Annotated in this window: 24 protein-coding genes; 10 read left to right on the top strand and 14 right to left on the bottom strand. The window is 70.9% G+C overall.

What is annotated here, in order from left to right:
- Positions 1 to 5: 5 nt before the first annotated feature.
- Positions 6 to 1,094, top strand: a complete 1,089-nt coding sequence (locus GZ64_RS0115675) for an alcohol dehydrogenase catalytic domain-containing protein (RefSeq protein WP_029267498.1) — start codon at positions 6 to 8, stop codon at positions 1,092 to 1,094.
- Between the two features lie 17 nt (positions 1,095 to 1,111).
- Here GZ64_RS0115675 and GZ64_RS0115670 read toward each other — a convergent pair whose 3' ends face one another.
- From GZ64_RS0115670 to GZ64_RS0115660, 3 genes are read right to left on the bottom strand one after another with little or no spacing between them, the layout of a single operon-like run.
- Entirely contained in the window at positions 1,112 to 1,705 is a 594-nt protein-coding gene (locus GZ64_RS0115670) for a CinA family protein (protein WP_231479912.1), read from the bottom strand.
- A complete protein-coding gene (locus GZ64_RS0115665; RefSeq protein ID WP_021201205.1) occupies positions 1,702 to 2,115 on the bottom strand; it encodes a CBS domain-containing protein in 414 nt (137 codons plus the stop codon). The genes GZ64_RS0115670 and GZ64_RS0115665 overlap by 4 nt, the downstream gene beginning before the upstream one ends.
- Complete coding sequence (locus tag GZ64_RS0115660) at positions 2,112 to 2,591, bottom strand: hypothetical protein (protein ID WP_021201204.1); 480 nt, start codon at positions 2,589 to 2,591, stop codon at positions 2,112 to 2,114. The genes GZ64_RS0115665 and GZ64_RS0115660 overlap by 4 nt, the downstream gene beginning before the upstream one ends.
- 191 nt (positions 2,592 to 2,782) lie before the next feature.
- Between GZ64_RS0115660 and GZ64_RS0115655 the strand changes: the two genes are divergently transcribed.
- From GZ64_RS0115655 to GZ64_RS0115645, 3 genes are all read left to right on the top strand, one after another.
- Entirely contained in the window at positions 2,783 to 3,130 is a 348-nt protein-coding gene (locus GZ64_RS0115655; RefSeq protein WP_021201203.1) for a DUF7882 family protein, read from the top strand.
- A gap of 202 nt (positions 3,131 to 3,332) precedes the next feature.
- On the top strand, positions 3,333 to 4,217 hold the full coding sequence (locus GZ64_RS0115650) for an SDR family oxidoreductase (RefSeq protein WP_029267494.1): 885 nt from the start codon (positions 3,333 to 3,335) through the stop codon (positions 4,215 to 4,217).
- 50 nt (positions 4,218 to 4,267) lie between these two features.
- Entirely contained in the window at positions 4,268 to 5,185 is a 918-nt protein-coding gene (locus GZ64_RS0115645; RefSeq protein WP_029267493.1) for an EamA family transporter, read from the top strand.
- Here GZ64_RS0115645 and GZ64_RS0115640 read toward each other — a convergent pair.
- Together GZ64_RS0115640 and GZ64_RS0115635 are read right to left on the bottom strand one after the other, a co-directional pair.
- On the bottom strand, positions 5,157 to 5,936 hold the full coding sequence (locus GZ64_RS0115640) for a YidC/Oxa1 family membrane protein insertase (protein WP_029267490.1): 780 nt from the start codon (positions 5,934 to 5,936) through the stop codon (positions 5,157 to 5,159). The genes GZ64_RS0115645 and GZ64_RS0115640 overlap by 29 nt on opposite strands.
- A 66-nt stretch (positions 5,937 to 6,002) precedes the next feature.
- Complete coding sequence (locus GZ64_RS0115635; protein WP_029259987.1) at positions 6,003 to 6,275, bottom strand: DUF6412 domain-containing protein; 273 nt, start codon at positions 6,273 to 6,275, stop codon at positions 6,003 to 6,005.
- Between the two features lie 152 nt (positions 6,276 to 6,427).
- Between GZ64_RS0115635 and GZ64_RS0115630 the strand changes: the two genes are divergently transcribed.
- The gene (locus GZ64_RS0115630) at positions 6,428 to 7,474 is read left to right on the top strand and encodes an NAD(P)H-dependent flavin oxidoreductase (protein ID WP_029267488.1); all 1,047 of its coding nucleotides are present in this window, start codon (positions 6,428 to 6,430) and stop codon (positions 7,472 to 7,474) included.
- A gap of 126 nt (positions 7,475 to 7,600) precedes the next feature.
- On the opposite strand, the gene purU is transcribed toward GZ64_RS0115630, so the two are convergent.
- Complete coding sequence (gene purU, locus GZ64_RS0115625; protein ID WP_021201197.1) at positions 7,601 to 8,452, bottom strand: formyltetrahydrofolate deformylase; 852 nt, start codon at positions 8,450 to 8,452, stop codon at positions 7,601 to 7,603.
- Between the two features lie 116 nt (positions 8,453 to 8,568).
- Here purU and GZ64_RS0115620 point away from each other — a divergent pair, with 116 nt between their 5' ends.
- Complete coding sequence (locus tag GZ64_RS0115620) at positions 8,569 to 9,783, top strand: cation:proton antiporter (protein ID WP_021201196.1); 1,215 nt, start codon at positions 8,569 to 8,571, stop codon at positions 9,781 to 9,783.
- Positions 9,780 to 10,250: a hypothetical protein gene (locus GZ64_RS0115615; RefSeq protein WP_029267486.1), complete on the top strand. Its 471-nt coding sequence runs from the start codon at positions 9,780 to 9,782 to the stop codon at positions 10,248 to 10,250. The genes GZ64_RS0115620 and GZ64_RS0115615 overlap by 4 nt, the downstream gene beginning before the upstream one ends.
- Before the next feature lie 29 nt (positions 10,251 to 10,279).
- Here the strand turns inward: GZ64_RS0115615 and GZ64_RS0115610 are convergent, their stop codons facing one another.
- Genes GZ64_RS0115610 through GZ64_RS0115595 form a run of 4 tightly spaced genes read right to left on the bottom strand, consistent with a single transcriptional unit; the run spans position 10,280 to position 13,676 of the window.
- Positions 10,280 to 10,996, bottom strand: a complete 717-nt coding sequence (locus GZ64_RS0115610; RefSeq protein WP_029267484.1) for a glutamine amidotransferase-related protein — start codon at positions 10,994 to 10,996, stop codon at positions 10,280 to 10,282.
- Positions 10,997 to 11,039: 43 nt separating this feature from the next.
- On the bottom strand, positions 11,040 to 11,780 hold the full coding sequence (locus GZ64_RS0115605) for a LysR family transcriptional regulator substrate-binding protein (RefSeq protein WP_036271716.1): 741 nt from the start codon (positions 11,778 to 11,780) through the stop codon (positions 11,040 to 11,042).
- 10 nt (positions 11,781 to 11,790) lie between these two features.
- Positions 11,791 to 12,102 carry a hypothetical protein gene (locus tag GZ64_RS0115600; RefSeq protein WP_029259993.1) on the bottom strand — a complete coding sequence of 104 codons (312 nt, stop codon included), beginning with the start codon at positions 12,100 to 12,102 and terminating at the stop codon, positions 11,791 to 11,793.
- Positions 12,102 to 13,676 carry a PspC domain-containing protein gene (locus GZ64_RS0115595; protein WP_029267482.1) on the bottom strand — a complete coding sequence of 525 codons (1,575 nt, stop codon included), beginning with the start codon at positions 13,674 to 13,676 and terminating at the stop codon, positions 12,102 to 12,104. The genes GZ64_RS0115600 and GZ64_RS0115595 overlap by 1 nt, the downstream gene beginning before the upstream one ends.
- A 114-nt stretch (positions 13,677 to 13,790) precedes the next feature.
- Here GZ64_RS0115595 and GZ64_RS0115590 point away from each other — a divergent pair, with 114 nt between their 5' ends.
- From GZ64_RS0115590 to GZ64_RS0115580, 3 genes are all read left to right on the top strand, one after another.
- Positions 13,791 to 15,038 (top strand): ATP-binding protein, encoded by a 1,248-nt coding sequence (locus tag GZ64_RS0115590; protein WP_029267479.1) that lies wholly within the window; start codon positions 13,791 to 13,793, stop codon positions 15,036 to 15,038.
- Positions 15,031 to 15,690: a LuxR C-terminal-related transcriptional regulator gene (locus tag GZ64_RS0115585; protein ID WP_029267477.1), complete on the top strand. Its 660-nt coding sequence runs from the start codon at positions 15,031 to 15,033 to the stop codon at positions 15,688 to 15,690. The genes GZ64_RS0115590 and GZ64_RS0115585 overlap by 8 nt, the downstream gene beginning before the upstream one ends.
- A 102-nt stretch (positions 15,691 to 15,792) precedes the next feature.
- Entirely contained in the window at positions 15,793 to 16,992 is a 1,200-nt protein-coding gene (locus tag GZ64_RS0115580) for an Ig-like domain-containing protein (protein ID WP_029267475.1), read from the top strand.
- Positions 16,993 to 17,013: 21 nt separating this feature from the next.
- On the opposite strand, the gene GZ64_RS0115575 is transcribed toward GZ64_RS0115580, so the two are convergent.
- The 4 genes from GZ64_RS0115575 to GZ64_RS0115560 all read right to left on the bottom strand — a co-directional run bounded on the left by GZ64_RS0115575 (position 17,014) and on the right by GZ64_RS0115560 (position 23,676).
- Complete coding sequence (locus tag GZ64_RS0115575) at positions 17,014 to 17,421, bottom strand: DapH/DapD/GlmU-related protein (RefSeq protein WP_017829277.1); 408 nt, start codon at positions 17,419 to 17,421, stop codon at positions 17,014 to 17,016.
- An 80-nt stretch (positions 17,422 to 17,501) separates the two neighbouring features.
- Complete coding sequence (locus tag GZ64_RS0115570) at positions 17,502 to 18,275, bottom strand: DNA-formamidopyrimidine glycosylase family protein (RefSeq protein WP_029267473.1); 774 nt, start codon at positions 18,273 to 18,275, stop codon at positions 17,502 to 17,504.
- On the bottom strand, positions 18,275 to 19,072 hold the full coding sequence (locus GZ64_RS0115565) for an EI24 domain-containing protein (protein WP_029267471.1): 798 nt from the start codon (positions 19,070 to 19,072) through the stop codon (positions 18,275 to 18,277). The genes GZ64_RS0115570 and GZ64_RS0115565 overlap by 1 nt, the downstream gene beginning before the upstream one ends.
- A 23-nt stretch (positions 19,073 to 19,095) precedes the next feature.
- Positions 19,096 to 23,676 (bottom strand): ATP-dependent helicase, encoded by a 4,581-nt coding sequence (locus GZ64_RS0115560; protein ID WP_029267469.1) that lies wholly within the window; start codon positions 23,674 to 23,676, stop codon positions 19,096 to 19,098.
- Between the last annotated feature and the right edge of the window lie 211 nt (positions 23,677 to 23,887).

Here is a 23,887-nt window from a genome sequence, read left to right as displayed (position 1 = left end):
CCGACATGGGAACGCTGCTGATCCGTCCTCCCGGACACCGGAGAGACGTCGCTCTGCGCCCGGCGGCGACCGCGATGGTCTGGATCGGCGAGGGCCATCCGCATGAGACGATCGCCGTGCCCGGGGTCGCGCTCGCCGACGGCGATGTGCTCGTGGCGGTCGAGATGTCGACGATCTGCGGTTCCGATGTGCACACCGTGCAGGGCCGTCGATCCGCGCCGACGCCCCTCGTGCTCGGACACGAGAGCGTCGGGCGGGTGATCGCGACCGGCGACGCCGGAGCGCTCACCGTCGACGGCACTCCGCTGCGGATCGGCGACCGGGTGGTCTGGTCGGTCACGGTGTCGTGCGGGTGCTGCGACCGCTGCCTGCAGGGCATGCCGCAGAAATGCCGCGACCTGGGGAAGTACGGACACGACCGCGTCGGCGCGCACGGCGATCTCACCGGAGCCTTCGCGAGTCATGTGCAGCTGCGGGAGGGGACGGCCATCGTGCGCGTGCCGGAGGCGCTCCCCGCCTCGGTGCTCGCCCCCGCGTCGTGCGCCACGGCGACCGCCTGGGCGGCGGTGGCGAGGGCCGCCAAGGACCGCGACCTGGACGGGGCCGCCGTGCGGATTCACGGGGCCGGACTTGTCGGGCTGTCGGCTGCGGCCATCGCAGCCGAGCAGGGCGCGACCGTCGAGGTGCTCGACCCCAATCCGGATCGACGTGCGCTCGCCGCACGCTTCGGCGCGACGGGTCTCGCCCGTGAACCCGACGTGGTGATCGAGGCCTCGGGGCATGCCGTGGCCGAGGCACTCGCGGGTGTCGCGGTCGGGGGCACGGTCGTGCTCGTCGGGAGCGTGTTCCCCGCCGACCCGGTGCCGTTCGATGCCGAGAGCATCGTGCGACGGCTGGTCACGGTCGCCGGTGTCCACAACTACACCGGTGCCGAGTTGGCCGATGCCGTGGCCTTCCTCGCCGGACGGGGGCGGGCCTACCCGTTCGCGGATGCGGTCGGCGCGGTGCGCGGGCTGTTCGAGATCGACGCGGCTCTGGCGGCAGCCGCTAGCCCGGGCGCGCCCCTGCGGATCGGGCTCATCCCGGGGCAGTGACGCCCGGATCGCCGACGCTACTCGTCGGCGTCCTGACCGCGCAGGGGCCCGAGCGGGCGGAGCCCCTCGGAATGGAAGGCGAGCAGGCGGACGGCGGCGGCGACGGTCGCGGCCAGGACCTCTTCCGGGTCGCCGACCAGAGCGAGCCTCCGATGACCCGTATCGTCAGCGGTGGCCCAGCCCAGGTAGACGGTCCCCGCGGGGTGACCCCCCTGCGGCTCGGGGCCTCCGACGCCCGTGGTCGACACGGCGATGTCGGCGTCGAAGAGGTGCCGTGCCCCCGCGGCGAGCTGTTCTGCGCACGAGGAGGAGCAGGGATCGGTCCCCGGCGTCAGCCCGAGCACTCGCTCCTTGACGTCCGTCCGGTAGGCGACGACGCCGCCGGCGAACCAGTCCGAGGCCGCGTCGCCGGAGCCGATGGTGTGCGCGAGCAGGCCGGCCGTGAGCGACTCCGCCACCCCGACCCGCAACGGTCGCTCGGCGGCGAGCTCACTCAGTCGCGCGATGTGGCTGCGTATGCCGGGGTCGCCGCTCGTGCCGTCCGCCTCGGTGTCGTTCGCGTCGTCCGTCTCGGTGTCCGGATCGGCTGTGGGGTCGTCGTGCAGGGTCACCGTGAGATGCTCTCCACTGTCTTGCCGGTCGTCGCCGCGGAGAGCGAACGGGCGATGTCCGCCTGACTGACGATCCCGACCAGCCGACGATCGGCGATCACCGGCAGGCGTCGCACCTGGTTCTCCTGCATCCGATCGAGGGCCACACGGATGTCGTCGTCGGCGTCGACCGTGACCGGCCTGCCCTTCGCGAGAGCGGACGCCGGCGTCGTCTCCGGGTCCATCCCGAGGGCGATCGCTCCGACGACGATGTCGCGGTCGGTGAGCATGCCCTTCAGCTTGCTGTCCTCGCCGCAGATCGGCAGGGCGCCGACATCCAGATCCGCCATCACGGACGCGGCGATGCGCAGCGAATCGTTCACCCCGATGCACCGCGGACTCGGCGTCATCAGGTCGCGGGTGGTGGTCATCGCTCTTCGCTCTCGTCATAGTCGGGGCGAGGAGGCTGGAGCGGCTGGTCGGAGTACTCGCCGCCCGCGCGGCCTCCGTACGGGCGACCGTGATCGGCGAACTCATCCCGCGCGAACACGAGAGTCCACGGACCGGCCGTGAAGTGCGCTCCCGTGCGCAGTGTCTCGGAGTCCTCATCGACATGGGTCGCGTCCACACCCAGGCTCGCGTTCGTCTCGCCCTCGCCGTGCATCGTCAACACATACTCGTCGCGGTCGTCGTGCGTGATCGTGGCATGCACGGGGTCGGTGTCGGCGAGGCGCAGCTCGTTGCCGTCGGCCGAGCCGATGCGCACCACGTCGTCTTCCAGGGCGAATTCGGTGCGTTCGTCGTCCCGCGTGATGCGCAGCCGCGGGTTTCCCGCGCCCCACTGGGCGTGGGTGGTCGTCGGCGTGTAGCCCTCGTCGGGACGGTCGTCGATGTGTCGGTCGTTCATGGCATTGCCCTTCTCGAGTTCGAGTGACCCCGAGGCTAGGCTCCGGTCGATGTCTCGCCGAGGGGGTTGACTTCGGTGTATCGAGTCGGCATCGGGCACACCCGCCCGTGAGGGCGGCATCCGGCGGAGGAGTGCGCGACAATGGATCGAAGCCGTCGTCTCGGCCAGGCAGCGACCAAGGAGCACCACCAATGGGAAAGTTCGTCTACGAAGGCGGCGTGAAGACCGAGATCGAGGACCGCGCCCTCACCCACCTGCAACTCGTCATCACCGCGAAGCTGCGGCGCGGCGAGCCGTTCCCGTTCAGCTGGCGCGAAGATGCGAGCGTGGGCGGCGGGCGCACGACCGTCTGGATCCAGCCCGGGAGCTCGCTCGTCTTCAAGTACTTCGGCAGCCGTCAGCCTTCGATCAACCGCGCGTGGATCGAGGCGCTGGCGTTCACGGCGAACGCTCCGAGCGGTCTGTACCTGGTTCCCGAACCGGCCGAGGCCGGCGACGAGCCCGGTGCCGGAGAGGTTCCGGTCACGCCCCCGCTCTGACCTCCGGGGCTCTCCTCGAGCCCACGCACCTCATCGAGACCCACCGGCGCGGAGCATCCGTCGGTGGGTCTCGGCGTTGCGCCCCGGACATCGACGGCACCCTGGCGAACGGCGAGATCTGTCAACCCCCTGACGAAGGACGGGACGATCGGGGAGGGTTGCTCCGACGACGACACGTCCGACGAGACGAGGAGGATCGGCCATGACCGACGACACCACCGACCCACGGCACGCGCACCGCGAGGAGGGTTTCCCCGCACAGCACCAGGACCAGCCGGGACTGACCGAGGAGACCAGGCCCGAACCGGACCACGGCGAGCGGACCTACGTCGGCCACGGCCGCCTGGACGGACGCCGCGCCCTCATCACCGGCGGAGACTCGGGCATCGGGCGGGCCGTGGCGATCGCCTTCGCACGCGAGGGCGCGGACATCGCGATCGCGCACATGCCCGAGGAGCAGGACGACGCGGAGGACACCCTCGCCCTGGTCCGCGAGGCGGGACGCACCGGAGTGGGTTTCGCCGGTGACCTGCGGGACGAGGCGTTCGCGACCGAGATCGTGGCGGGGACGCGGAGTGCGCTCGGCGGACTCGACGTGCTCGTGCTCAACGCCGGCTACCAGCACGACATCGACGGCTTCGAGAACCTGGAGACGGAGCGGATGCGCCGGGTGTTCGACACCAACCTCGCGGGAATGCTGTTCTCGGCACGGGCGGCCTACCCCCGGCTCGAGCCTGGAGCGAGCATCATCGTGACCGCGTCCGTGCAGGCGTACAACCCTTCGCCGGGACTGATCGACTACGCCATGACGAAGGCGGCGCAGGTGGCGTTCGTGAAGGCGCTCGCGGAGGAGGCAGGGCCCAGGGGCATCCGGGTCAACGCCGTCGCGCCCGGGCCGATCTGGACGCCGCTGATCCCGGCGACCGGGTGGGACGCCGAGCGGCTGGCGACCTTCGGAGACGACACCCCGTTGGGCCGGGCGGGACAGCCGGCAGAACTGGCCGGGGCGTACGTGTACCTGGCATCGTCCGAGTCGTCGTACACCTCCGGATCGGTCATCGCGGTCACGGGCGGCAAGGCTCTCTGATCTGCGTCGAGGCGGCGGTCCGGCCGGGGGCCGCCGCCTAAGCTTGTCTGGTGCAGAAGCCCGCCGCGTCCAGTCCCCTCGTGGGGGTCGCGCTCGTCATCGGCTCCTGCCTCTCGCTCCCTTTCGGGGCCGCGGTCGCGGCCCAGCTCTTCCCCGTGCTCGGGCCGTGGGGCGTGACCTCGCTGCGCGTCGCGATCGCCGCGATCCTGCTCGTCGTCATCGTGCGCCCGCGACCGCGGAAGTGGACCCGCCCGCAGTGGCTCGCCGCGGTGCTCTTCGGTGTCTCGCTCGCCGCGATGAACGGCTTCTTCTACGCCGCGATCGATCGCATCCCGCTGGGCCCCGCCGTCGCGATCGAGTTCCTCGGTCCGCTCGTGCTCGCCGCCGTGCTCACCCGCAAGCTCGCGGACTTCGCCTGGGTCGGGGTCGCCCTGCTCGGCATGGTCGTCCTGGGCATCGACGGCATGATCGGCGCCGAGCCGCTCGATCCGCGCGGGGTCGTGTTCATCCTCATCGCCGCCGGCTTCTGGGTGATGTACATCCGGATGAGCGCCCGTGTCGGCGCGCTGATCCCCGGGAGCAGCGGACTGGCGATGGGCCTCGTGGTCGCGGCCGTGCTCCTCATCCCGGTCGGTATCCCCGCCGCATCGACGGTCGCGATGGACCCGCAGCTCCTGCTGCTCGCGGCGATCACCGCGGTGCTGTCGTCGGTGATCCCCTACAGCTTCGAACTCGCGGCGTTGCGCCGTCTGCCGCAGCGGGTGTTCGGGGTGCTGCTGAGCCTCGAACCCGCGTTCGCGACCCTCGCCGGGTGGCTCATCCTCGGGCAGGACGCGACACCGCTGCGGATGCTCGCCGTCGGGCTCGTGATCGCCGCGAGCGTCGGCACCACGCTCGGCGTACGGAGGGACCGTCGCGACGGCGGCCCCTCCGGCCCCTTCACCGCGCCGATACCGCTGCCCGACTGACCGCGGGCGTCGGCAGCGGGAACCGCCGCCGCAGGATGACACGCTGCACGAGCGTCCACACCACGGTGACCGTGAGATACAGCGCGGCAGCGAGCGGGACGAACGCGGCGAAGACGGCGGTGAGGTAGTGCATCGCCGAGACGACGCGCAGCATGGCGGGGGAGTTCAGCGGAGAGCCGTCGCCCGCCACCGGTGCCGGACGGAAGACGCGACGGGTGATCTCGGCGACGACGATCATCACCGCCAGCAGCGCGCCGAAGACGAGGAACGTGGCAGTGGTCGCCGTGCCGCCGAAGAGCGCCGACACCAGGCTCGTCCCGAGCGGCGCACCGAACAGGTCGTGTGCGAGCAGTTCGTTCGGGTGCCCCGCGATCTCCGGTCGGAGGAACAGCGTGTAGAGGATGCCGACGACCGGAGCCTGCGCCAGCACGGGAAGCATCCCGGCGAACGGCGACGTGTTCTCGGCCTTGTACAGCGCCAGCGTCTCCTTCTGCAGGCGCTCGGGGTTCTTCTTGTGGCGGCGCTGCAGCTCACGCAGCTTCGGGGCGAGGCGCGCCCTGGTCTGCTCGGCCTTGGCCTGGGAGATGCCGACGGGAATGAGCAGCGCCCGCACCAGCAGAGTGACGAGGACCACCGCGAGGGCGGCCGCAGAGGCACCGGCGAGGGGGGTGAGGAGGTCGGAGAGCCCGGTCAGGGCGCCGTAGGCGGCGTCGAGGAGGGCGGCGAGAGGGGGGAAGGCGAAGATGTCCATGCGGGTGTCCGTTCGTGGCGTCGGGAAGGGTCGGCGAAAGCCGCGTGGTCCCGTCGTGTGAACGGACTACGCGGCGGTCGCGACTCCCGGCGCCCGAGGGCGCGGATGCCCCGCGGCATCGGGATCGCTCTGCGTGAGGAGGGTGCCGACGTCGATGGCCCGCAGCGGATGCGGGGCGTCGGCTGTGGCCCCGGGGCGCACGCTCAGCACGATGGCGAGCGTGAGGGCGGTCACGGCGAGCAGCGCGATCGCGAGGCCGAGAGCCGCCGCGTCGGGCATCGAGACGAGACCGAGCGCGGTCGCGACGAAGCTCAGCATCTGCCCGAACCACTCGCTCATGTGCGCGCTCCTCCCTGCGACGAGGGTATCACCGGGGTCTGCGCTTCGCCCCGGCTTCGAATCGCGCGAAGCGTCGCATCGGCGGCTCGAATGCAACCGTTCGCGCGATCCGAACGGGGACGATACCTGCACCGCGGGCGTAACGTCGAAGCATGAGTGACCTGCGCGCCCTGCTCGGCATCGATCATCCGATCATCCTCGGCCCCTTCGGCGGGCTCTCCTCGACGGCGCTCACCGCGGCCGTGAGCGATGCGGGCGGACTGGGATCGTTCGGCTTGTACGGCTACGACCGCGATCGCATCCGCGCGACCGGGGCCGAGCTGCGTTCCCTGACCGATCGACCGTTCGCGGTGAACATCTGGCTGCCCAGAGGCGATGAGGTCGAACCGAACCCGCAGCACACGGTGTTCGCGCAGGCACTTGAGCCCTTCTACGAAGCCGTGGGGGTCGAGGTTCCCGGAAGACCCGAGCGCTATACGCCCTCCCTCGATGAGCAGCTCGACGCCATCTGGGAGATCGACCCCGCGGTGCTGAGCGTGGTGTTCGGGGTGCCCTCCGACGTGCTGGTGGAGGAGGCCCGACGTCGCGGCGTCCGGATCGTCGGCACGGCGACAACGGTGGCGGAGGCGGTCGCGCTCGCCGCAGCAGGAGTGGATGCCGTGGTCGCCACCGGCGCGGAGGCCGCCGGTCATCGGGTGTCGTTCCTGCGCCCTGCCGAGGAGTCGCTCGTCGGGACGTTCGCCCTGATCCCGCAGGTCGTCGATGCGGTCGACGTGCCCGTGATCGCGGCGGGAGGCATCGCCGACCGGCGCGGCGCGGCCGCGGCGTTCGCTCTGGGCGCCGCCGGTGTGCAGGTCGGTACGGCCTTCCTCGCGACGGCGGAGTCGGCGGCGAACCAGGCGCACCGTGACGCGATCCGCTCGACCGCCGCCGACGAGACCGTGCTCACGCGCGCGATGAGCGGACGCCTCGCCCGGGGTGCGCGCAACCGCGTGGTGCGGGCGATCGAGGCGAGCGGCACGATCGCGCCGTTCCCGATGCAGAACTGGCTCACCGGACGTTTTCGCACAGCGGCCGGCGAGCAGAACCTGGGCGCGTTGCAGTCGCTGTGGATGGGGCAGGCCGCGCCGCTGGTGCGCCATGAAACCGCCGCGGACGTGTTCGCCGAACTGCTCGCGGGGGTTCCGGGGGCTCCTTGATGCTCGCTGACGCTCGCTCTGCGGCGTTCCGGTCGCAGTTCCTGCCGCGCTGACGGCCTCGGAGCGACAGGGAGTGCGACCGGAACCCTCGCGAGCCAGACGCTGCTCCACGAGCCAGACGCTGCTCTAGAGGATGACGGTGGACTTTCCGTGCACGATCACGCGGTCCTCGGCGTGCCACTGCACGGCGCGGGCGAGCACCAGGCGCTCGACGTCGGCACCGCGGCTCTGCAGCTCGGCCGCCGACTCGGAGTGGGTCACGCGCGTGACATCCTGCTCGATGATCGGTCCCTCGTCGAGGTCGGCGGTCGCGTAGTGCGCGGTCGCGCCGATGAGCTTGACGCCGCGATCCTTGGCGCGCGCATACGGGTTCGCCCCGATGAACGCGGGCAGGAACGAGTGATGGATGTTGATCACCGGGGCTTCGAGACGGGTGATGAAGTCGTCGGTGAGGATCTGCATGTAGCGGGCGAGCACGACCAGGTCGACGTTGCCACGCAGCAGTTCGAGCTGTCGCTCCTCCATCGCGGACTTGTCGCCGGAGGGGATGTGCACGAACGGCACCCCGAACGAGCGGACGGCCTCCGCCAGGTCGGGGTGGTTGGAGACGACCATCGTGATGTCGATGTCGAGCTGTCCCCGCTGGGTGCGCCAGAGCAGCTCCATCAGGCAGTGATCGTACTTCGAGACGAAGATCGCGACGCGCTTGCGACGGGCCACGTCATGCAGCGACCACTCCATGCGGAAGCGCTCGGCGACGACCGCGATGTCGGCCTCCAGTGCGGGACGCGCGGCCGCCAGCCCGTCGAGGTGGATGACCGTGCGCTGGAAGAAGCGGCCCCCCTCGGAGTCGGTCGAGTGCTGATCGAGCGAGATGATGTTCGCCCCGTGCTGCGCGAGCACGCCGGCCACGGCGGCGACGATGCCGGGCTGGTCGTCGCAGGCGATGAGCAGGCGGGCGGTATCGGGCTGAGACATGGGGGCTCCTCGAGGGTGTGCATCGATTCTGCCGTGGATGCGCCGAGCGGGCGAATCGCGAAAGATCACCCGCAGCGCGTCACCCGCGAGGCGGCGGGCTCACCTACCCTGAGAGCATGGAAGCGAGCGACCTCGGTCTGGTGCTGATCCCCCTGCTGGCGGTCGCCGCGCCGTTGCTCGCGCGTGGTGTGCGACCCGTGGTGCGGGTGCCCATCGTCGTGTTCGAGCTCGTGCTCGGCATCCTCGTCGGCCCGGCCGTGCTCGGCTGGGTCGAGCCGGGACCGCTGCTCGAGAAGCTCAGCGACTTCGGCCTGGCGCTGCTGTTCTTCGTCGCCGGAACCGAGATCGACTTCAAGATGGTCGCGGGCAAGCCGCTGGCGCGCGCATCGCTCGGGTGGCTGCTCAGCGTCCTGCTGGGCATCGGGCTGGGGTTCTTCTTCGCGCCGGGGGAGGGCATGGTGGTGATCGGCATCGCGCTGAGCTCGACCGCGTTGGGCACGCTGATGCCCATCCTGCGCGATGCCCGCGAGCTCGACACCCCCTTCGGCCGTGCGATCAGCGCGATCGGCGCGGTCGGCGAGTTCCTGCCGCTCATCGCGATCTCGATCTTCCTGAGCACGCGGACGACGCCGATCGCCACCGTGATCCTCTTGACCTTCGTCGTGCTCGCCGGTCTCGCCGTGCTTCTCGCCAATCGTGTGCCGCATGGACGGCTGCACCGTATCGTGCGCGCCACGCTGCACACCTCCGACCAGTTCGGCGTACGCTTCGTGATCCTCCTCATCGCCGCGCTCGTCGGCCTCAGCGTCATGCTCGACCTCGACATGCTGCTCGGCGCCTTCGTGGCAGGTGCGATCTGGCGCATCATCATGGCGCGCGCCCCGAAGAAGGACGCGGAAGAGGTCGAGAGCAAGATCGAGGCGATCGCCTTCGGTTTCCTCGTGCCGATCTTCTTCCTCTACACCGGCGTCACCTTCGACCTGCAGGCGCTGCTCACCTCGTCGTCCGCGCTCGCACTGGTGCCGATCTTCCTGGTCGCCCTGCTGGTGATCCGTGGATCGGCGGCGCAGCTCTCTGTTCCGCACGGTGCGAGCGTGCGCGATCGGGCGGCCCTCGGGCTCCTCGCCGCGACCGGCCTGCCGATCATCGTCGCGGTGACGGCCATCGGTGTCGACCAGAAGATGCTCGACACCGGCACGGCCGCGGCGCTGGTCGGGGCCGGCATGCTGTCGGTGCTGCTGTATCCGCTCATCGGCATGACGCTCCGCGGCGATCGCGCCGAGGTCGTCGGGCCGACGCACGCCGCCGAATCCACGCAGGGAGAACTGTGACCACCGCATCCGCCCTCCTGACCCAGGCCGCGAGAGACCTGAAGGACGCTCCGAAGGAGGGCCTCGGCGAGCAGCGCGACTCCCGGTGGCGCGGGCGTCGCATCGTGCGGGTCGGCGCGGCCTGGCACCTGGGCGTGCTGCTGCTGACCGATACGCACGCGCTGGCCACGAATGAAGTGTTGCGCGCCGCCGACCCTGGTCGCCGCGGCTACACGGCCGAGTCGGCGAGGGAGCGCGCCGAGCGCCGTGCCGAGGCCCTGCGCGGCGGCTTCGACGAGGGCGACGTGGTGCACGTGGGGTGGAGCGTGATCGACGTCGATGCGGTGGATGCCGGCGGTTCCTCGGGTCCGCTCGCCCTCATCGATGCGGTCCCCTCCGTGCGGTGGAGCACCGCCGGTGGATTCATGCCGCTGGAGGCATACCTGCGCGAGCGCGTGGCGCTGCTGCGCGACTCCGCGTCGAGCTGACGCCGGCGAAGCGACTCCGGCGGACCGACTCAGGCGAAGGTCTCGGCGAAGCGGCGCAGGAGTGCAGCGCCCTCGGTGACGGATGCGGCGAGCACCTGCTGCTGCACCGCGTCGAACTCGTCGGGGTCGAAGTAGCCGGTGGTGCGGTAGAAGGTCATCCGGTCGGCGAAGTCGCGAGGGGTGGGCTCGGGGTGGAACTGCGCCGCATACAGGTGCGTGCCCACGCGGTAGGCCTGCACAGGGCAGACCTCGTTCGTCGCCAGCAGCACCGCACCGGGAGGCACGTTCGCTGCGCTCTCCTTATGCGCGGTGAACACGGTGAGGGCGGAGCCGCTGGGACCGAAAACCGGGTCGAGCGCGCCCTCGGGGGTCGTCTCGATCACGGTGGCGCTCGCGGGCTCGGGGGTGTCGGTCACGACGTCTCCACCGAGCATGCGGGTGACGACTCCGATGCTGAAACAGGTGAAGAACACCGCGATCTCTGCCGCCATCGCCGCATCGGCGAGAGTCCGCAGATCGGCTTCGACGCGCATCTGCTCCGGAGTCTTCACGGCGTCGGAGACGTTGAAGGGCGAGCCGCCGACCACGACGCCGCGGTAGCCGCGCAGGCGCTCGATGTGCAACGGCGTCTGCAGCAGGTCGAGCCGGTCGACCACGTCCACGCCCAGCGCCCGCCGGAACGAAGCGTGCTCGGCATCCGCCGCCCCGATCTCGGGACGCACGCAGATGTAGAGAAGCGAGGCCATCAGGAGATTCTAACGAGCGTGCGGCGGTCGGCCGTCGCGGTCGTCAGCGCGAGGAGTTCGCCGTGCGGCCGCGGACGATGCCCACGAACGTCTCGACATCGGGTGTGGTGCGCTCGCGGGGCCAGGCCAGGGCCACGGTCGAGGTCGGTCCGTCCGTGAGGATGCGGTGGTCGGCGTCCTTGCGGTGGTGCTTGCGGGCGAGCGACATCGGGACGATCACGATGCCGACTCCGGATGCCGCGGTCGCGATCGCGTCATCGGTGGGGAGCGCCGCGAACGTCGCCGGGAGTGCGCCCGGGAGATCGAGGGGACCGAGCACATCGTCGGTCAGCGCGATCACGATCTCGCCCTCCAGGTCTGCCGCCGTGAGGTCATCGGCCGCCATCAGATGCGAGTCCGCCGCGGCGACCACGACGGGGAGCTCGTCGTAGAGCGGGATGATGTGCAACGACTCGTCCAGGAGGGGCAGGCGCACCAGGGCGGCATCGAGATCGTCCAGCGCTGCCCGCGAGGACGCCGCCTCGATCTCCACGAGTTCGAGCGGAACGTGCGGCATCCGCTGCTTCCACGCATCGACCCACTTGCCGGGCGTCGCGCCGGGCACCGCGCCCAGACGGAAGGTGCGCGGTGCCTCGGGTTCGGGCTGCGGAGAGTCGAAGACCACCTTGGTGGTCTTCTTCTTCGGCTTCTGCGGGGGGAAGCGCTCGGCAGGAGCGGCCTTGTTCCGGCGAACCGGTGTGCCGCGGCTTGCGCCCTTCGCGGGCCGTCTTCCCTGATTCGCCATGGGGACCAGGCTACTCGGCGAGCGGCCCCGGCACCTCCGGTGACGCAGCGGGGGTCGCGGCCGCGAGCTTGCGCTGCGCCCGGCGGATGAGTCCCGTGGCGCCGCCGACGAGCAGCAGCACGCCCGCGGTCAGCAGGAGGATCGTGATGATCGTGGGTGGAGTCAGAGCCAGGAGCGCGTCCGCGACCGCTTCGCGTCGGGTTTCGTCGGCGAGCGCCCAGAGGGCACCTCCCGCGATGGCGGCGAACAGGAGCCCCCAGATGATGGCGGCCCAACGGGTGCGGGGCGGGGTGGTCGTCTCGGTGATCGTCGGCGTGCTCATCACTGGTCTTCCTTCGCGGGCTCGATGACGATGACGGCGATCTCGCCGCTGGTCTGATGGATGGTGACCGGCTGGACCGTGGTCGTCGAGGCGTTCTCCGCGGCGATCTTCTCCGACACGGACGAGCGTCCGTCGCGTTCCTCGACGGGCCAGACGCCGCTGTCGACGATCCCGCCTCTCTCCTCATCCTGCCGCGTCCAGGAGACGGTGGCCGTATCGACGGTGGCCCGCAGATCGAGCTCCACTCCCGGCTGCACGTAGATGAAGGTGTTCCCGGAACCCTTGTCCACGACGATCGACCGGGGGCCGTCGTCGTGCGGGTTCAGCGTGACGTACACATCTCCGAAGGGCTGGCGCACATGAGCGGGCGCGTTGTTGCCGATCGAGGCATAGCCGAGTGTGACGCCGGGGAAGGCCGAGAATGCACCGGCCACCAGTCCGCCCACCAGCGTGAGCACTGTCGCGAAGGCCAGGAAGCCGCTCCGCCGACGGAACGCCCCGGCGACGATCATCCCGAGGGCGAGGATGAGGGCGGCGGCGAGCAGGCCCAGTGCCCCGCAGAGGGCTTCCCCACCGGCGACGAGACCGACGGCGGCACCCGTGATGATGGCGAGGCCGATCATGGTCGCGGCGAAGGCGAAGCCCGCTCGCGGGTTCGATGCGCGGCGGATGCGGCGGCGCTCGGCCGCCTCCGCGGCGAACACGGCGGCCTCAGCCTGACGCTCGCGGCGCAGCTGGTCACGGGCGGCCCGTTCGACATCCTGCTGCTGGCGGCGCCATGCCTGATCCTGCTCCTTCCAGGCGGCGTGCTGAGCGCGCCAGGCCTCGAGGGCGAGAGGGTCCTGGGATCCGGGCGGCAGCGGGGCCGGCGGCGCCGGCGGGGTCAGCCCGAGCCCGGCATCCGGCGCGGCGGGCTCCGTCACGGTGTCGGCAGCGGGGAGCGCCTGCGTGGAGAGAGTGGCGTCCGCCCCCTCGGCGGTACCCGAACCGTCGAGGGGAGCGGACGCGGCCGGGGCCGTCTGATCTGCGGAAGCCATCGGCAGATCGGACGCGGAAGCTCCCGGCGTGCGGCTGGCCGCGCGCACGATCAGGAAGAGCAGGCCGGCGACGAGCACCAGCCCGAGGATCCAGCTGATGAGGGACAGAGCGGACCAGCCGTCGTATCCGAGCCCGAACAGGCGGCCGGCGAGGGGCGCGGTCGGGAACAGGCCGATGACGCCCATCGCCAGGATGCCCCACTGCACGGGCTGGTAATCGCGGCGCAGGAGGTCGCGCACGTGCACACGTCCGTCGATGTCGGGCAGCAGTGCCCAGGCGGCGGCGTAGAGGAAGATCACCGGCAGTCCGAACAGGGCCGCGACCACGAGCACACCCCGCACGATCAGCGGGTCGATGCGGAGGCGGGCGGCGATGCCGGCGGCGACACCGCCGAGCCAGCCCTCGGAACGGGCGACGCCGAGACCGGCGACCCAGAGCAGGAAGCGATCGGCACCGCGCGGGATGTCGGTGCCCGGAGCGCCGACGGCCGGAGCGGCGGGGTCGGCGGGGGGTGGGGGCGCAGTCGGAATCGTCATGCTTCGATCCTGGCGGCGACAGCGGGATTGCTGCCATGGGGGGAACCCCTGAACGGACCCTGATTCCGGGCAGGGGAGCCCCCGGAGCACACGTGCGGGTGATTGGATTGCCACATGTCCTCTTCGGCGCACGTTCCCGCGCGACCCCCGCGTGCCGCGGCACCGCCGCGCCCGCCGTTGAGCCGCGATCGCGACTGCCTGGTCGCCGGCGTCAGCACCGGGCTCGCGCGTCATCTCGGCGTGCGGGTGTGGACCGTGCGGACACTGTTCATCGCCCTCACCCTGTGCGGCGGCGCAGGAGTGCTCCTCTACGCCTGGTGCTGGATGTTCACGCCGTGGGAGCAGGGGGAGGGTGCGCCGACGAGGCGGATGCCGGTGGCCTGGCTGCTGCTCGCTCCCGCGGCCGTGGGAATGCTCGTCGTGCTGGTCTGGCGCGGGGGCAGCGACTGGTTGAGCGGATCGATCCCGCCGGACCTCGCCGCGTTGGTCGTGGGCGGTACGGCGGCGTTCGCGACGGGTGCCGGGCTCTGGGCCACGCTGATCGACCGCACGGACACGGCTCGAGGACCCCGGCACACCCTGAGCATCCGGATCCTCTCGATCCTGCTGCTGGCTCTGCTGTTCATGATCCTGCTGTCCTGGTCCGTCGCCAGATCCGGCGTGGCACTCGTGCTCCTTCCTCTGGGCGGACTCGCGGCCGTGGTGTCGTCGACGTTGATCCCCCGATGGCGCGAGCTCTCGGGTGAACGCGTGCGCCGCATCCGCGAGGAGCAGCGCAGCCAGATGGCCGCGCACCTGCACGACTCGGTGCTGCAGACGCTGGCGCTGATCCAGAACAGGGCGGGGGCCTCCAGCGAGGCCGCGCGCCTCGCCAGGGCGCAGGAGCGCGAGCTGCGTGCGTGGCTGTACGACGGGGACGCCCCGGCCGACAGCGACCTTCCGACAGACCTGCGCGACTATGCGGGAGCGCTCGAGCTCGACTATCCGGTGCGCATCGACGTGGTCTCGGCCGGACTGTCGACCGAACGTGCGAGCGGGGAGCTCGCGGCGGCCGCCAGGGAGGCGATCCTGAACGCAGCCCGTCATGCGGGTGGCGAGATCTCGGTGTACATCGAGGGGAGCGCTTCGGGCGTCGACGTGTTCATCCGTGACCGAGGTGCAGGGTTCCGCCTCGACGACGTGCCCAGCGATCGGCTGGGCGTGCGGGAGTCGATCATCGGGCGCATGCGGCGTGCGGGTGGCAGCGGAGCGGTCCGCAGCGACGAGAACGGCACCGAGGTGCACCTGCGGATCATGACGGGCCCGCTCCAGGATCGTCCGGCCGCGCGGCCGGCACCCGCTCGGGAGGAACAACGTGGCTGACAGCATCCGGGTCGTGATCGTCGACGACCACTCGATCTTCCGCTCCGGCCTGCGTGCCGATCTCGACGCGGGCGTCGACGTGGTCGGCGAAGCGGCCGACGTGCCCTCCGCCATCACCGTGATCGGCGCGACACAGCCGGATGTCGTGCTTCTCGACGTGCATCTCCCGGGCGGAAGCGGCGACGATGCGGCCGGCGGTGAAGCCGTGATCCGCGATTCGGCACCCACCAGCGCACGGTTCCTCGCGCTGAGCGTCTCGGATGCGGCGGCCGACGTGGTGCGGGTGATCCGTGCGGGGGCCAGGGGCTACATCACCAAGGGCTCGTCCGGCATCGAGGTCAGCAGCGCGGTGCGGGCGGTGGCCGAGGGAGACGCCGTGTTCTCGCCGCGACTCGCCGGCTTCGTGCTGGACGCGTTCGGGGCGGTCTCCGGAGAGACCGCCACCGCGACCGACGAGCTCGACCGGCTCTCGGCGCGCGAGCAGGAGGTCATGCGCCTCATCGCCCGCGGGTACGCCTACAAGGAGGTGGCGTCGGAGCTGTTCATCTCGATCAAGACGGTCGAGACGCACGTGTCATCGGTGCTGCGGAAGCTGCAGCTGTCGTCGCGGCACGAACTCACCGCATGGGCGTCGGAGCGGCGCCTGCTGTAGTCGTGGCGCAGAACCGGCTTGTGCGTCGCTCCGATTCGCGAGACTCTGGCCTTGAACGAACCGGGCGCCGAGCCATCGGCAGCACAGCGGGACGGAGCGAAAATGAGTGCAGGAAGAGCATTCGGAGCGATCGGGGCCGTCTCGTTGCTGGCTTTCGCCTTCGCATTCGCCTCGCCGCCACGGCAGGCTTCGGCCGCCGAGATCGGGGACGTGTTCACTTCGATCACGATCTCGCCGGTGCTGGGAACGCCGTGGCAGCAGACGAGTGATCCCACGTCGATTCCCGATGGATCGCTCGTCGATGTGTCGTTCGCCTTCACCCTCCCCGACGAGGCCACAGCCGGCGACACCGCCACCATGACGTTCCGGAGCTCTGGAGGCGTCACGACGTCGGTCGCCGACCTGGCGCCCTTCCCCATCCTTTCCGCGGACGGTGAGACGATCGCCATCGGCACCGGGGCAGGCGACACCGTGACGGTGACGTTCGCCGCGTACGTGGACACGCATACCGCCGTCAGCGGTTCCGGGACGTTTCAAGCCAGGGTGAGCGCCTCGGCCGCCGCAGCGACGCCGTCGGCCTTCGGCATCCCCATCGCGGTGTCCAGTGGCGAGTTCCCTGCAACGGTGAGGATCTATCGCATCACCGACGTCAGTACCGAGGCCGTAGGCGTACATGGAACGGTGCTCGACGACACATCCCTCGAGTGGAGGTACTTCAGCGCTATTCCGCTGTACAACCTCGATCTCGCCCTGATGGATGGTGCCAGCGTCGTGGATTGCGCGGCGCTGCAGCTCGAATACCGCGACGCCGCGTGGACGCCGGGAGATCCGTATCCGAGCGACGCGCAGTTCGGTGCCCCAGTCGGTATCCCGACCGCGAGTTGCACGCCCGTGTCGGGGGGACTCGATTCGGCCACGCAGGTCGTCAGCGTCGTGCCGGAAGCACAGGTGCCGGCCGGAACGCTCCGCGAGTTCCGGCTCATCGCCGGCATCACTTCGGATGAACAGCCCGAGTTCCAGGCGGTGCTTGCGACGAGCGATGCGGGGTCCACGCAGACCGTCTCGTTCGTCGGGTTCGCGGAACGTCAGACCGCACGCGGCGTCGGGCAGGGAACACTCATCCCGCTCCCGCCGGAGCCTGACCCGGACACGTCGGATGGCGGTACATCGCAAGCCGACACGCTGGCGGACAGTGGACTGTCGCCGAGCGCGCTACCGGGACTCGGCGTGGTACTGGTCACGCTCGGTGTTCTGGCGATCACCGGCTCACGCCGGTTCCGGCATCTGGAAAGGCAGCAGTAATGCTGCCGAGGGCTCGGGCGGTCAGGCCGCGAGCCACAGGCCCTTCTGGTCCGTCGCGATGGTGAGTCCCGCGGCGACCGTCTCGTCGTCGCCGATCCTGGCGCCGCGGACGATGCGCGCTCCGGCGCCGATGTCGGTGCGGACACCCACGTAGGCGTGATCGCCGATCGCCGCACCGTGGCCGACGTGCGCGTGCGCGTCGACGAACGCGCCTTCGCCGATCACGGCATCCTCGTCGATCCAGGCGCCGCGGGCGATGGTGGCCCCGGCGCCGACGCGCGCCCCCGGTTCGATATACGCACCGGCTTCGATGTGCGCTTTCGGGTGCACCTTCGCGCCGTGCGCGACGAGACCCCGGCCGTTCGCGTGCTTGCGATACCGCAGCGTCGCGCCCTGGTCGTTCTCGATGTCGACGTAGTTCTTGCCCACGATTCCTCCCGTGCTCCGGAGTTCTCCGGATATATCAACAACCACGGCAGCGGCGGATTCATTCCCGCGGATGGATGTGGTCAGCGCTGGCAGGAGGGGCACCAGAAGGTGACGCGCTCGCGGGTCGGATCGGCGCCCTGCTCGCCGCGTCGGATGAGGGTTCCGCAGCGTCGGCACGGGCGTCCGGCGCGACCGTACACCCAGGTGCCCTGACCCGGGCGATCGATGCCGGTGAAGGTGCGGTGGCGGCGGTCGCGATTGGCGCGGATGGTGCGGACGCCGAGATCGATGAGGGTGGACACATCGACGTCCGGCGTCGGCGTGGTCGGCAGGATTCCGCGCAGGAACAGGAGTTCCGCGGCGTACTCATTGCCGAACCCCGCGACGTTGCGCTGATCGAGGAGCGCGACATGGATGCTGCGCGTATCGGCCCCGAGACGCCTGACCGCTTCGGCCGCGTCCCAGCTGTCGGCGAGGGGATCCGGCCCCAGGTACCCCACGAGCTGGTCCTCGTCGCGCGTGGCGACGACCTCGATCTCGGCGATGTCGACGCCCACGGCTTCACTCCGCGGTGTGCCGACGACGCCGCGCACCTTGAACGCCGGGTGCCGCCACTTCTCTCCCGGGCGGTACGTGAACCAGGCGCCGTCCATGCGCAGATGCGAATGCAGTGTGCTGTCGCCGATGCGCATGAGCAGATGCTTGCCGCGGGGAACCACGCCGTGCACGGGCTGCCCGGTCAGATCGAGCGTGGCGAACCGGGGGACGCGGAGGTCGAAGCGGGTGACCTCCGCACCGGCCAGCGCTTCGTCGAGGCGTCGGGCCGTGCGGAAGACCGTGTCGCCCTCGGGCATCAGGAAGCCCCGAGGGGCGCCGGCGGGGGCGGCGTCGGGGTCGTCGTCGTGGGCAGCGCAGCGGTTCCGGCGCGGGTGAGCATGTCCCGCGCGAGCATGGTGCTGCCGGCGACGGCGGCGGGCATGATCGCGACGGCGCCGCCGGGGATGAGGAAGCAGAGCTGGGTCGCGACACCGAAGCCGAGCACCCGTGCGCGGCTGCCGGAGAACAGCACGGCTCGGTCGGCGGGGTTGAGGTCGCGGGCGTCGAAGGCGCGGCCCGTCAGTTCGCGTGCGAGCAGTCGACCGGTGAGCACGACACCGGCGATGGGGCCGAGGAATCCACCGACGGCCGGGATGAGGCCGATCAGCAGTACGAGGATCGCGATCAGGATGCCGAGCAGGACCAGTCGGAGCCCTTCGCCGAGGGCGCTCCAGAAGCTGCCGCCGTCGGCAGGGGGAGCGTCACCGAGATCGACCTCGACCGCGTGCCAGATGCGCTGATAGAACGGGTCGCCGATCGTCAGGGTCAGAGCGCTGAACACGACGCTGGCCAGGGCGAGCGCCGCCGCGACGATCACGAAGCTCACTGCGGACCGCAGCAGTCCGCGCCACGGTTCGAGCCACCCCTCGGCGAACGGCGTCAGCCAGGTGGAGACCGACGGCAGCGAGATGATCAGCGGCACGAGTGCGGCGGCGAGCAGGATCAGGGCGATGATCGCGGGGATCAGGCCGAGCACCATGAGGCCGGGCCGCGTGCGCCACAGGCCGAATCCCCGCAGCAGCGTGCGGATGCCGGCGGCGAACTCTCGGATCATGGCTTCCAGCGTAGGGGCATCGCTCAGACGACCTTGCGGAGGGTGTATCCGCGCGGCGTCGCCACGAAGCCGGCCTCCTGCAGGGCGAGCGCGAGTGCGGTGCCGTAGACCCCCTCGCCGTTGATCTTCTCGACGGTGAGGGTATCGAGGCGTCGGCTGCGCGCGGTGGCGGCGAGGTCGGCGGTGGCGGCACGCAGCACGTCGACGTCATCGCTGAACGACAGCACCGTGCGGCCACCGCGTTCCAGGGAGAGCACCAGGGTGCCGTCGACCAGGACGACCAGACCTCCCGCCTTGCGCCCGGGGCGGTGCGACACCCCGTCGAGCTTGGGCCAGCCGAGCGCCGCACCGTAGGGGTTCGCGGGGTCGGTCGCGGCGAGGGTGACGGCCGTGCGGGGTGGTGGATCGGCGAGGCCCGCGTAGGTGCGCAGTCGGTCGACGGTGCCTGAGGCGGCGAATTGCGCGGCGCCGAGCTTCTCGATCACGTAGCCGCGGCGACAGTGCCCTGCCTCTTCGAAACCGGCGAGCACTCGATAGGCCTGCGCGAAGCCGCCGGGCACGCCTTCGGCCTGCACGGCGCCGCGGGTCACGACGCCGTAGCGGTCGAGCAGGAGGCCGGCGGTGACGGTCGCCCGACGGGAGGGATCGGTCTCGAGTGCGGGCAGCAGCGACCAGCGTCCGCCGATCGACGCGGGTCGCGGTGCGGCGGATCCGGTGAAGGACACGCCGCGGTAGGTGCGGGCGCGGGGGGCGCGGCGCTTCACCTTGTGTGCCTGCGAGCCGCCGGCGAGAAGAGAGCGGATCGGGGCGAAGGTGTCGTTGGTGACGTAGCCCGACCACGTCAGCGACCACAGCGCCTCGAGCACGGACTGCTCGTTCTCGGCCGCGGCCATGTCTTTCAGCTGCCCGGCGAAGTAGGCGCCGCCGACGTCGAGGGCGATGAGGATGCGGGATTCCAGGGAGTCGGAGGCGATCTCGGCGTCGCGTTCCGGGAGGGTGAAGGGCGCGATGTCGGCGGGATGCAGCGACACCCAGCCGTCGCGCCCCGGAAGCGTGCCGTGCCCCGACCAGATGACCTCGCCGGCGGCCGTCAGCTCATCCAGCATCCCGGGGGAGTAGTCGCGCACGCGGGAGGGGAGGACCAACGATTCCCAGGCGCTCGCGGGAATCGGAACACCGGCGAACTGCTCGATCACGCTGAGCACGCCGTCGACGCCGTCGAGGGGGCGACCGATGTGCTGCCAGTCGGGCAGGAATCGGGCGTACGCCTCGGGGGAGACCGGTTCGACCGATCCACGGATCGCGGCGAGCGAGCGCATCCGCAGGCGGCGCAGCACCTCGGTGTCGCACCATTCGATCGCATCGCCGCTGCCCGCCGCCTCCGGCAGGAAGTAGCCGCTCGTGATCCGCCCCGCGGTCTCGAGGCGCTGCAGGGTGTGCCGGGCCACCGCGGCGCCGAGTCCGAACCGGGCGGCGATGGCATCCGTCGTGAACGGGCCGTGCGTGCGGGCATGGCGGGCGACGAGGTCGCCGAGCGGGTCGGCGACGGGTTCGAGGAAGGCGACAGGGACACCGGTCGGGAGCGCAGCGCCCAGGGCATCGCGCAGGCGTCCTGCATCTTCGATCGCCGCGACCCGGCTCGTGCCGGCGATGGTCACGGGGATCGCCCGGCGCGCGGTGATCAGCTCGTCGAGCAGGGCGGCTGCCGAGGTGTCGACGATCGAGTCGGGGTCGAGGCGGGCCGTCGCCTCGTCGGCGTCGAGGGGGCCGAGCATCCGCAGCAGGTCGGCGACGCCCTCGAGTCCGCGCGCTCGGCGATCGGGGTCGAGACGCTGCGCCTCGCGCTCGAACTGGGCGATCACGTCGGGGTCGAGCAGTTCGCGCAGCTCGACCGTGCCCAGCAGCTCGCCGAGCAGTGCGGGGTCGACCGAGAGAGCGGCCGCTCTGCGCTCGGCGAGAGGGGAGTCGCCCTCGTACATGAAGGCGCCCACGTAGCCGAACAGCAGGTCACGGGCATACGGCGAGGGCTGGCCGGGCTCGGTCTCGACGAGGCGGATGCGGCGGTCGGCGATCGACGTCGCGAGGGTGCGCAACGAGGGGAGGTCGTAGACGTCCTGCAGCACTTCGCGCAGGGTCTCGAGGATCACCGGGAAGGTCGGATGGCGCCTGGCCACCTCGAGCAGCTGAGCCGACCGCTGTCGCTGCTGCCACAGCGGGGTGCGCTTGTTGGGATTCATGCGGGGCATGAGCAGTGCCCGCGCCGCGCACTCGCGGAAGCGGGACGCGAACAGGGCGGAGCCGCCCACCTCTTCGGTGACCAGGTGTTCCAGCTCGTCGGGCTCGAACAAGAACAGCTCTGCGCCGGGCGGCTCGGCCTCGGCATCGGGGATGCGCACGATGATGCCGTCGTCGCTCGCGACCGCCGACCCCTCGACGCCGAGGCGCTCACGCACCCGGGCGTTGATCGCCAGCGCCCAGGGTGCGTGCACCTTCATGCCGTAGGGGGAATGCAGGATGACACGCCAGTCGCCGACCTCGTCGCGACCGCGTTCGACGGTGAGCGTGCGGTCGGTCGGGAGCGTGCCCGTCGCTTCGCGCTGCTCGGTCAGGTGCGCCATCAGGTTCGCTCGCGCCTGCTCGTCGAGTCCGGCGTCGATCAGTCTCTGCGCCGCCTTCTCGGGCGTGGCCGCCGACACCTCGCGGGAGAACGCGCCCAGAGCCTCGCCGAGCTCGAACGGGCGGCCGATCCCGTCGCCGTGCCAGAACGGCACCTTGCCCGGCTGCCCGTAGGCCGGGATCACGTTGACGCGGTCGTGGGTGATCTCCGCGATCCGCCAGCTCGTCGTACCGAGCGTGAACACGTCGCCCACCCGCGACTCGTAGACCATCTCCTCGTCGAGCTCGCCGACCCGCGCGCCCGTCGATTCGCCGGCCACGAAGACGCCGAACAGGCCGCGGTCCGGGATCGTGCCGCCACTGGTCACCGCGATCCGTTGTGCTCCCGGTCGCCCGGTCAGCGTGCCGGCATCGCGATCCCACACCAGTCGGGGGCGCAGCTCGGCGAACTCGTCGGACGGGAATCGACCGGCCAGCAGATCGAGCGTCGCCTCGTAGGCCGAACGCGGAAGAGCCTGGAAGGGCGCCGACCGGCGAACCGTCTCGAACCACTCCTCGACCCCGATGGCTCCGAGGGCGCTCGCGGCGACGGTCTGCTGCGCGAGGATGTCGAGCGGGTTGCGCGGCACCTGGATCGCCTCGATCTTGCCCGCGAGCATCCGCTCGGTCACGATCGCGGTGTGCAGCACGTCGCCGCGGTGCTTCGGGAAGAGCGCGGCGCGACTGATCTCGCCCACCTGGTGACCGGCGCGGCCCACCCGCTGCAGACCGGAGGCCGCCGAGGGTGGTGCCTCGACCTGGATCACGAGGTCGACCGCTCCCATGTCGATGCCGAGCTCGAGGCTGCTCGTCGCGACGACGCAGCGCAGCACGCCGGACTTGAGCTCTTCCTCGACCTGCGCGCGCTGCTCCTTCGAGACCGAACCGTGGTGCGCCTTCGCGAGCACGGGATCGGCACCTGCGGTCGCTCCGGCCTGCGCCATCATGGCGGCGGGTACGGTCGCCGCCGGAAGTTCGACGCCGATCCGCTCGGAGTAGATCTCGTTCAGACGCCCGGTGAGGCGCTCGGCGAGCCGACGGGAGTTGGCGAACACGATCGTCGAGTTGTTCTGCAGGATGCGGTCGACGATCGCCTCCTCGACGTGCGGCCAGACCGAGCCGGTGACCTCGGAGTACTCGGCATCGGCGGCATCCCCCGGCACACCGGGAGGGGGCGGCGGGTTGGTCATGTCATCCATCGGCACGACCACGCCGAGCTCGAAGGTCTTGGATGCGGGGGGCGCGACGATCTCGACCGGAGCCGAGCCGCCGAGGAACCGGGCGACCTCGTCGATCGGGCGGACGGTGGCCGAGAGTCCGATGCGCTGCGCGGGAGTCTCGATGCCGTTCGCGCGGCGCAGCGCGTCGAGGCGCTCCAGGCTCACGGCGAGGTGCGCGCCGCGCTTGGTGGCGGCGACCGCGTGCACCTCGTCGATGATCACGGTGTGCACGCCGCGCAGCGTCTCACCTGCGCGGCTCGTCAGCATGAGGTACAGAGACTCGGGGGTCGTGATGAGGATGTCGGGCGGGTCGGACACGAGCTTGCGTCGGTCGCTCGAGGTCGTGTCGCCCGAGCGCACGCCGACCGTCACCGCCGGCGCCGGGGCTCCGAGCCGTCTGGCCGACTGTCCGATGCCGATCAGGGGCGAGCGGAGGTTGCGCTCGACGTCGACGCCGAGCGCTTTCAACGGAGAGATGTAGAGGATGCGCGTGCGTGGCTCGCCCTTCGCCGGAGGGGCGGTCTCCGCCATGCGCTCCCGGAAGACGCTGTCGATCGCCCACAGGAACGCCGACAGTGTCTTGCCCGACCCGGTCGGTGCCACCACGAGCGCATGCTTGCCCGCGGAGATCGCATTCCAGGCGCCTGCCTGCGCCGGCGTGGGCGCGGGAAAAGCACCCCGGAACCAGTCCTGCGTCGCGGGGGTGAATCGGTCGAGCACGTCGCTCATCCCTCCATCTTCGTCGAGGCCGGGGACATCGGGGTCGTGAACGATGTCGGCGGAAGGTGGGAGGTTCGCATGCGCACACCTCCCGCGACCGCGAAGGGACGGCTTTCGGCAGAGGTCGTTCCCCCGCATCGCGGCGACGACGGGGCGTCGTACCTCGGTACGACGCCCCTCGACAGTGGGCACTTCGGGCCGACGCGACGGGGTGGCCTCC

The organism is Microbacterium sp. Cr-K32, from assembly GCF_000708345.1.
Lineage (GTDB): Bacteria > Actinomycetota > Actinomycetes > Actinomycetales > Microbacteriaceae > Microbacterium > Microbacterium maritypicum_A.
This window is presented reverse-complemented; position numbering and strand designations above follow the sequence as displayed.

Bases quoted from the DNA above. Each gene is read 5' to 3' on its own strand.
- GZ64_RS0115675 (WP_029267498.1), top strand. From the start codon at position 6: ATGGGAACGCTGCTGATCCGTCCTCCCGGACACCGGAGAGACGTCGCT.
- GZ64_RS0115665 (WP_021201205.1), bottom strand. From the start codon at position 2,115: ATGACCACCACCCGCGACCTGATGACGCCGAGTCCGCGGTGCATCGGG.
- GZ64_RS0115660 (WP_021201204.1), bottom strand. From the start codon at position 2,591: ATGAACGACCGACACATCGACGACCGTCCCGACGAGGGCTACACGCCG.
- GZ64_RS0115655 (WP_021201203.1), top strand. From the start codon at position 2,783: ATGGGAAAGTTCGTCTACGAAGGCGGCGTGAAGACCGAGATCGAGGAC.
- GZ64_RS0115650 (WP_029267494.1), top strand. From the start codon at position 3,333: ATGACCGACGACACCACCGACCCACGGCACGCGCACCGCGAGGAGGGT.
- GZ64_RS0115640 (WP_029267490.1), bottom strand. From the start codon at position 5,936: ATGGACATCTTCGCCTTCCCCCCTCTCGCCGCCCTCCTCGACGCCGCC.
- GZ64_RS0115635 (WP_029259987.1), bottom strand. From the start codon at position 6,275: ATGAGCGAGTGGTTCGGGCAGATGCTGAGCTTCGTCGCGACCGCGCTC.
- GZ64_RS0115630 (WP_029267488.1), top strand. From the start codon at position 6,428: ATGAGTGACCTGCGCGCCCTGCTCGGCATCGATCATCCGATCATCCTC.
- purU (WP_021201197.1), bottom strand. From the start codon at position 8,452: ATGTCTCAGCCCGATACCGCCCGCCTGCTCATCGCCTGCGACGACCAG.
- GZ64_RS0115620 (WP_021201196.1), top strand. From the start codon at position 8,569: ATGGAAGCGAGCGACCTCGGTCTGGTGCTGATCCCCCTGCTGGCGGTC.
- GZ64_RS0115610 (WP_029267484.1), bottom strand. From the start codon at position 10,996: ATGGCCTCGCTTCTCTACATCTGCGTGCGTCCCGAGATCGGGGCGGCG.
- GZ64_RS0115605 (WP_036271716.1), bottom strand. From the start codon at position 11,780: ATGGCGAATCAGGGAAGACGGCCCGCGAAGGGCGCAAGCCGCGGCACA.
- GZ64_RS0115600 (WP_029259993.1), bottom strand. From the start codon at position 12,102: ATGAGCACGCCGACGATCACCGAGACGACCACCCCGCCCCGCACCCGT.
- GZ64_RS0115595 (WP_029267482.1), bottom strand. From the start codon at position 13,676: ATGACGATTCCGACTGCGCCCCCACCCCCCGCCGACCCCGCCGCTCCG.
- GZ64_RS0115590 (WP_029267479.1), top strand. From the start codon at position 13,791: ATGTCCTCTTCGGCGCACGTTCCCGCGCGACCCCCGCGTGCCGCGGCA.
- GZ64_RS0115580 (WP_029267475.1), top strand. From the start codon at position 15,793: ATGAGTGCAGGAAGAGCATTCGGAGCGATCGGGGCCGTCTCGTTGCTG.
- GZ64_RS0115570 (WP_029267473.1), bottom strand. From the start codon at position 18,275: ATGCCCGAGGGCGACACGGTCTTCCGCACGGCCCGACGCCTCGACGAA.
- GZ64_RS0115565 (WP_029267471.1), bottom strand. From the start codon at position 19,072: ATGATCCGAGAGTTCGCCGCCGGCATCCGCACGCTGCTGCGGGGATTC.
- GZ64_RS0115560 (WP_029267469.1), bottom strand. From the start codon at position 23,676: ATGAGCGACGTGCTCGACCGATTCACCCCCGCGACGCAGGACTGGTTC.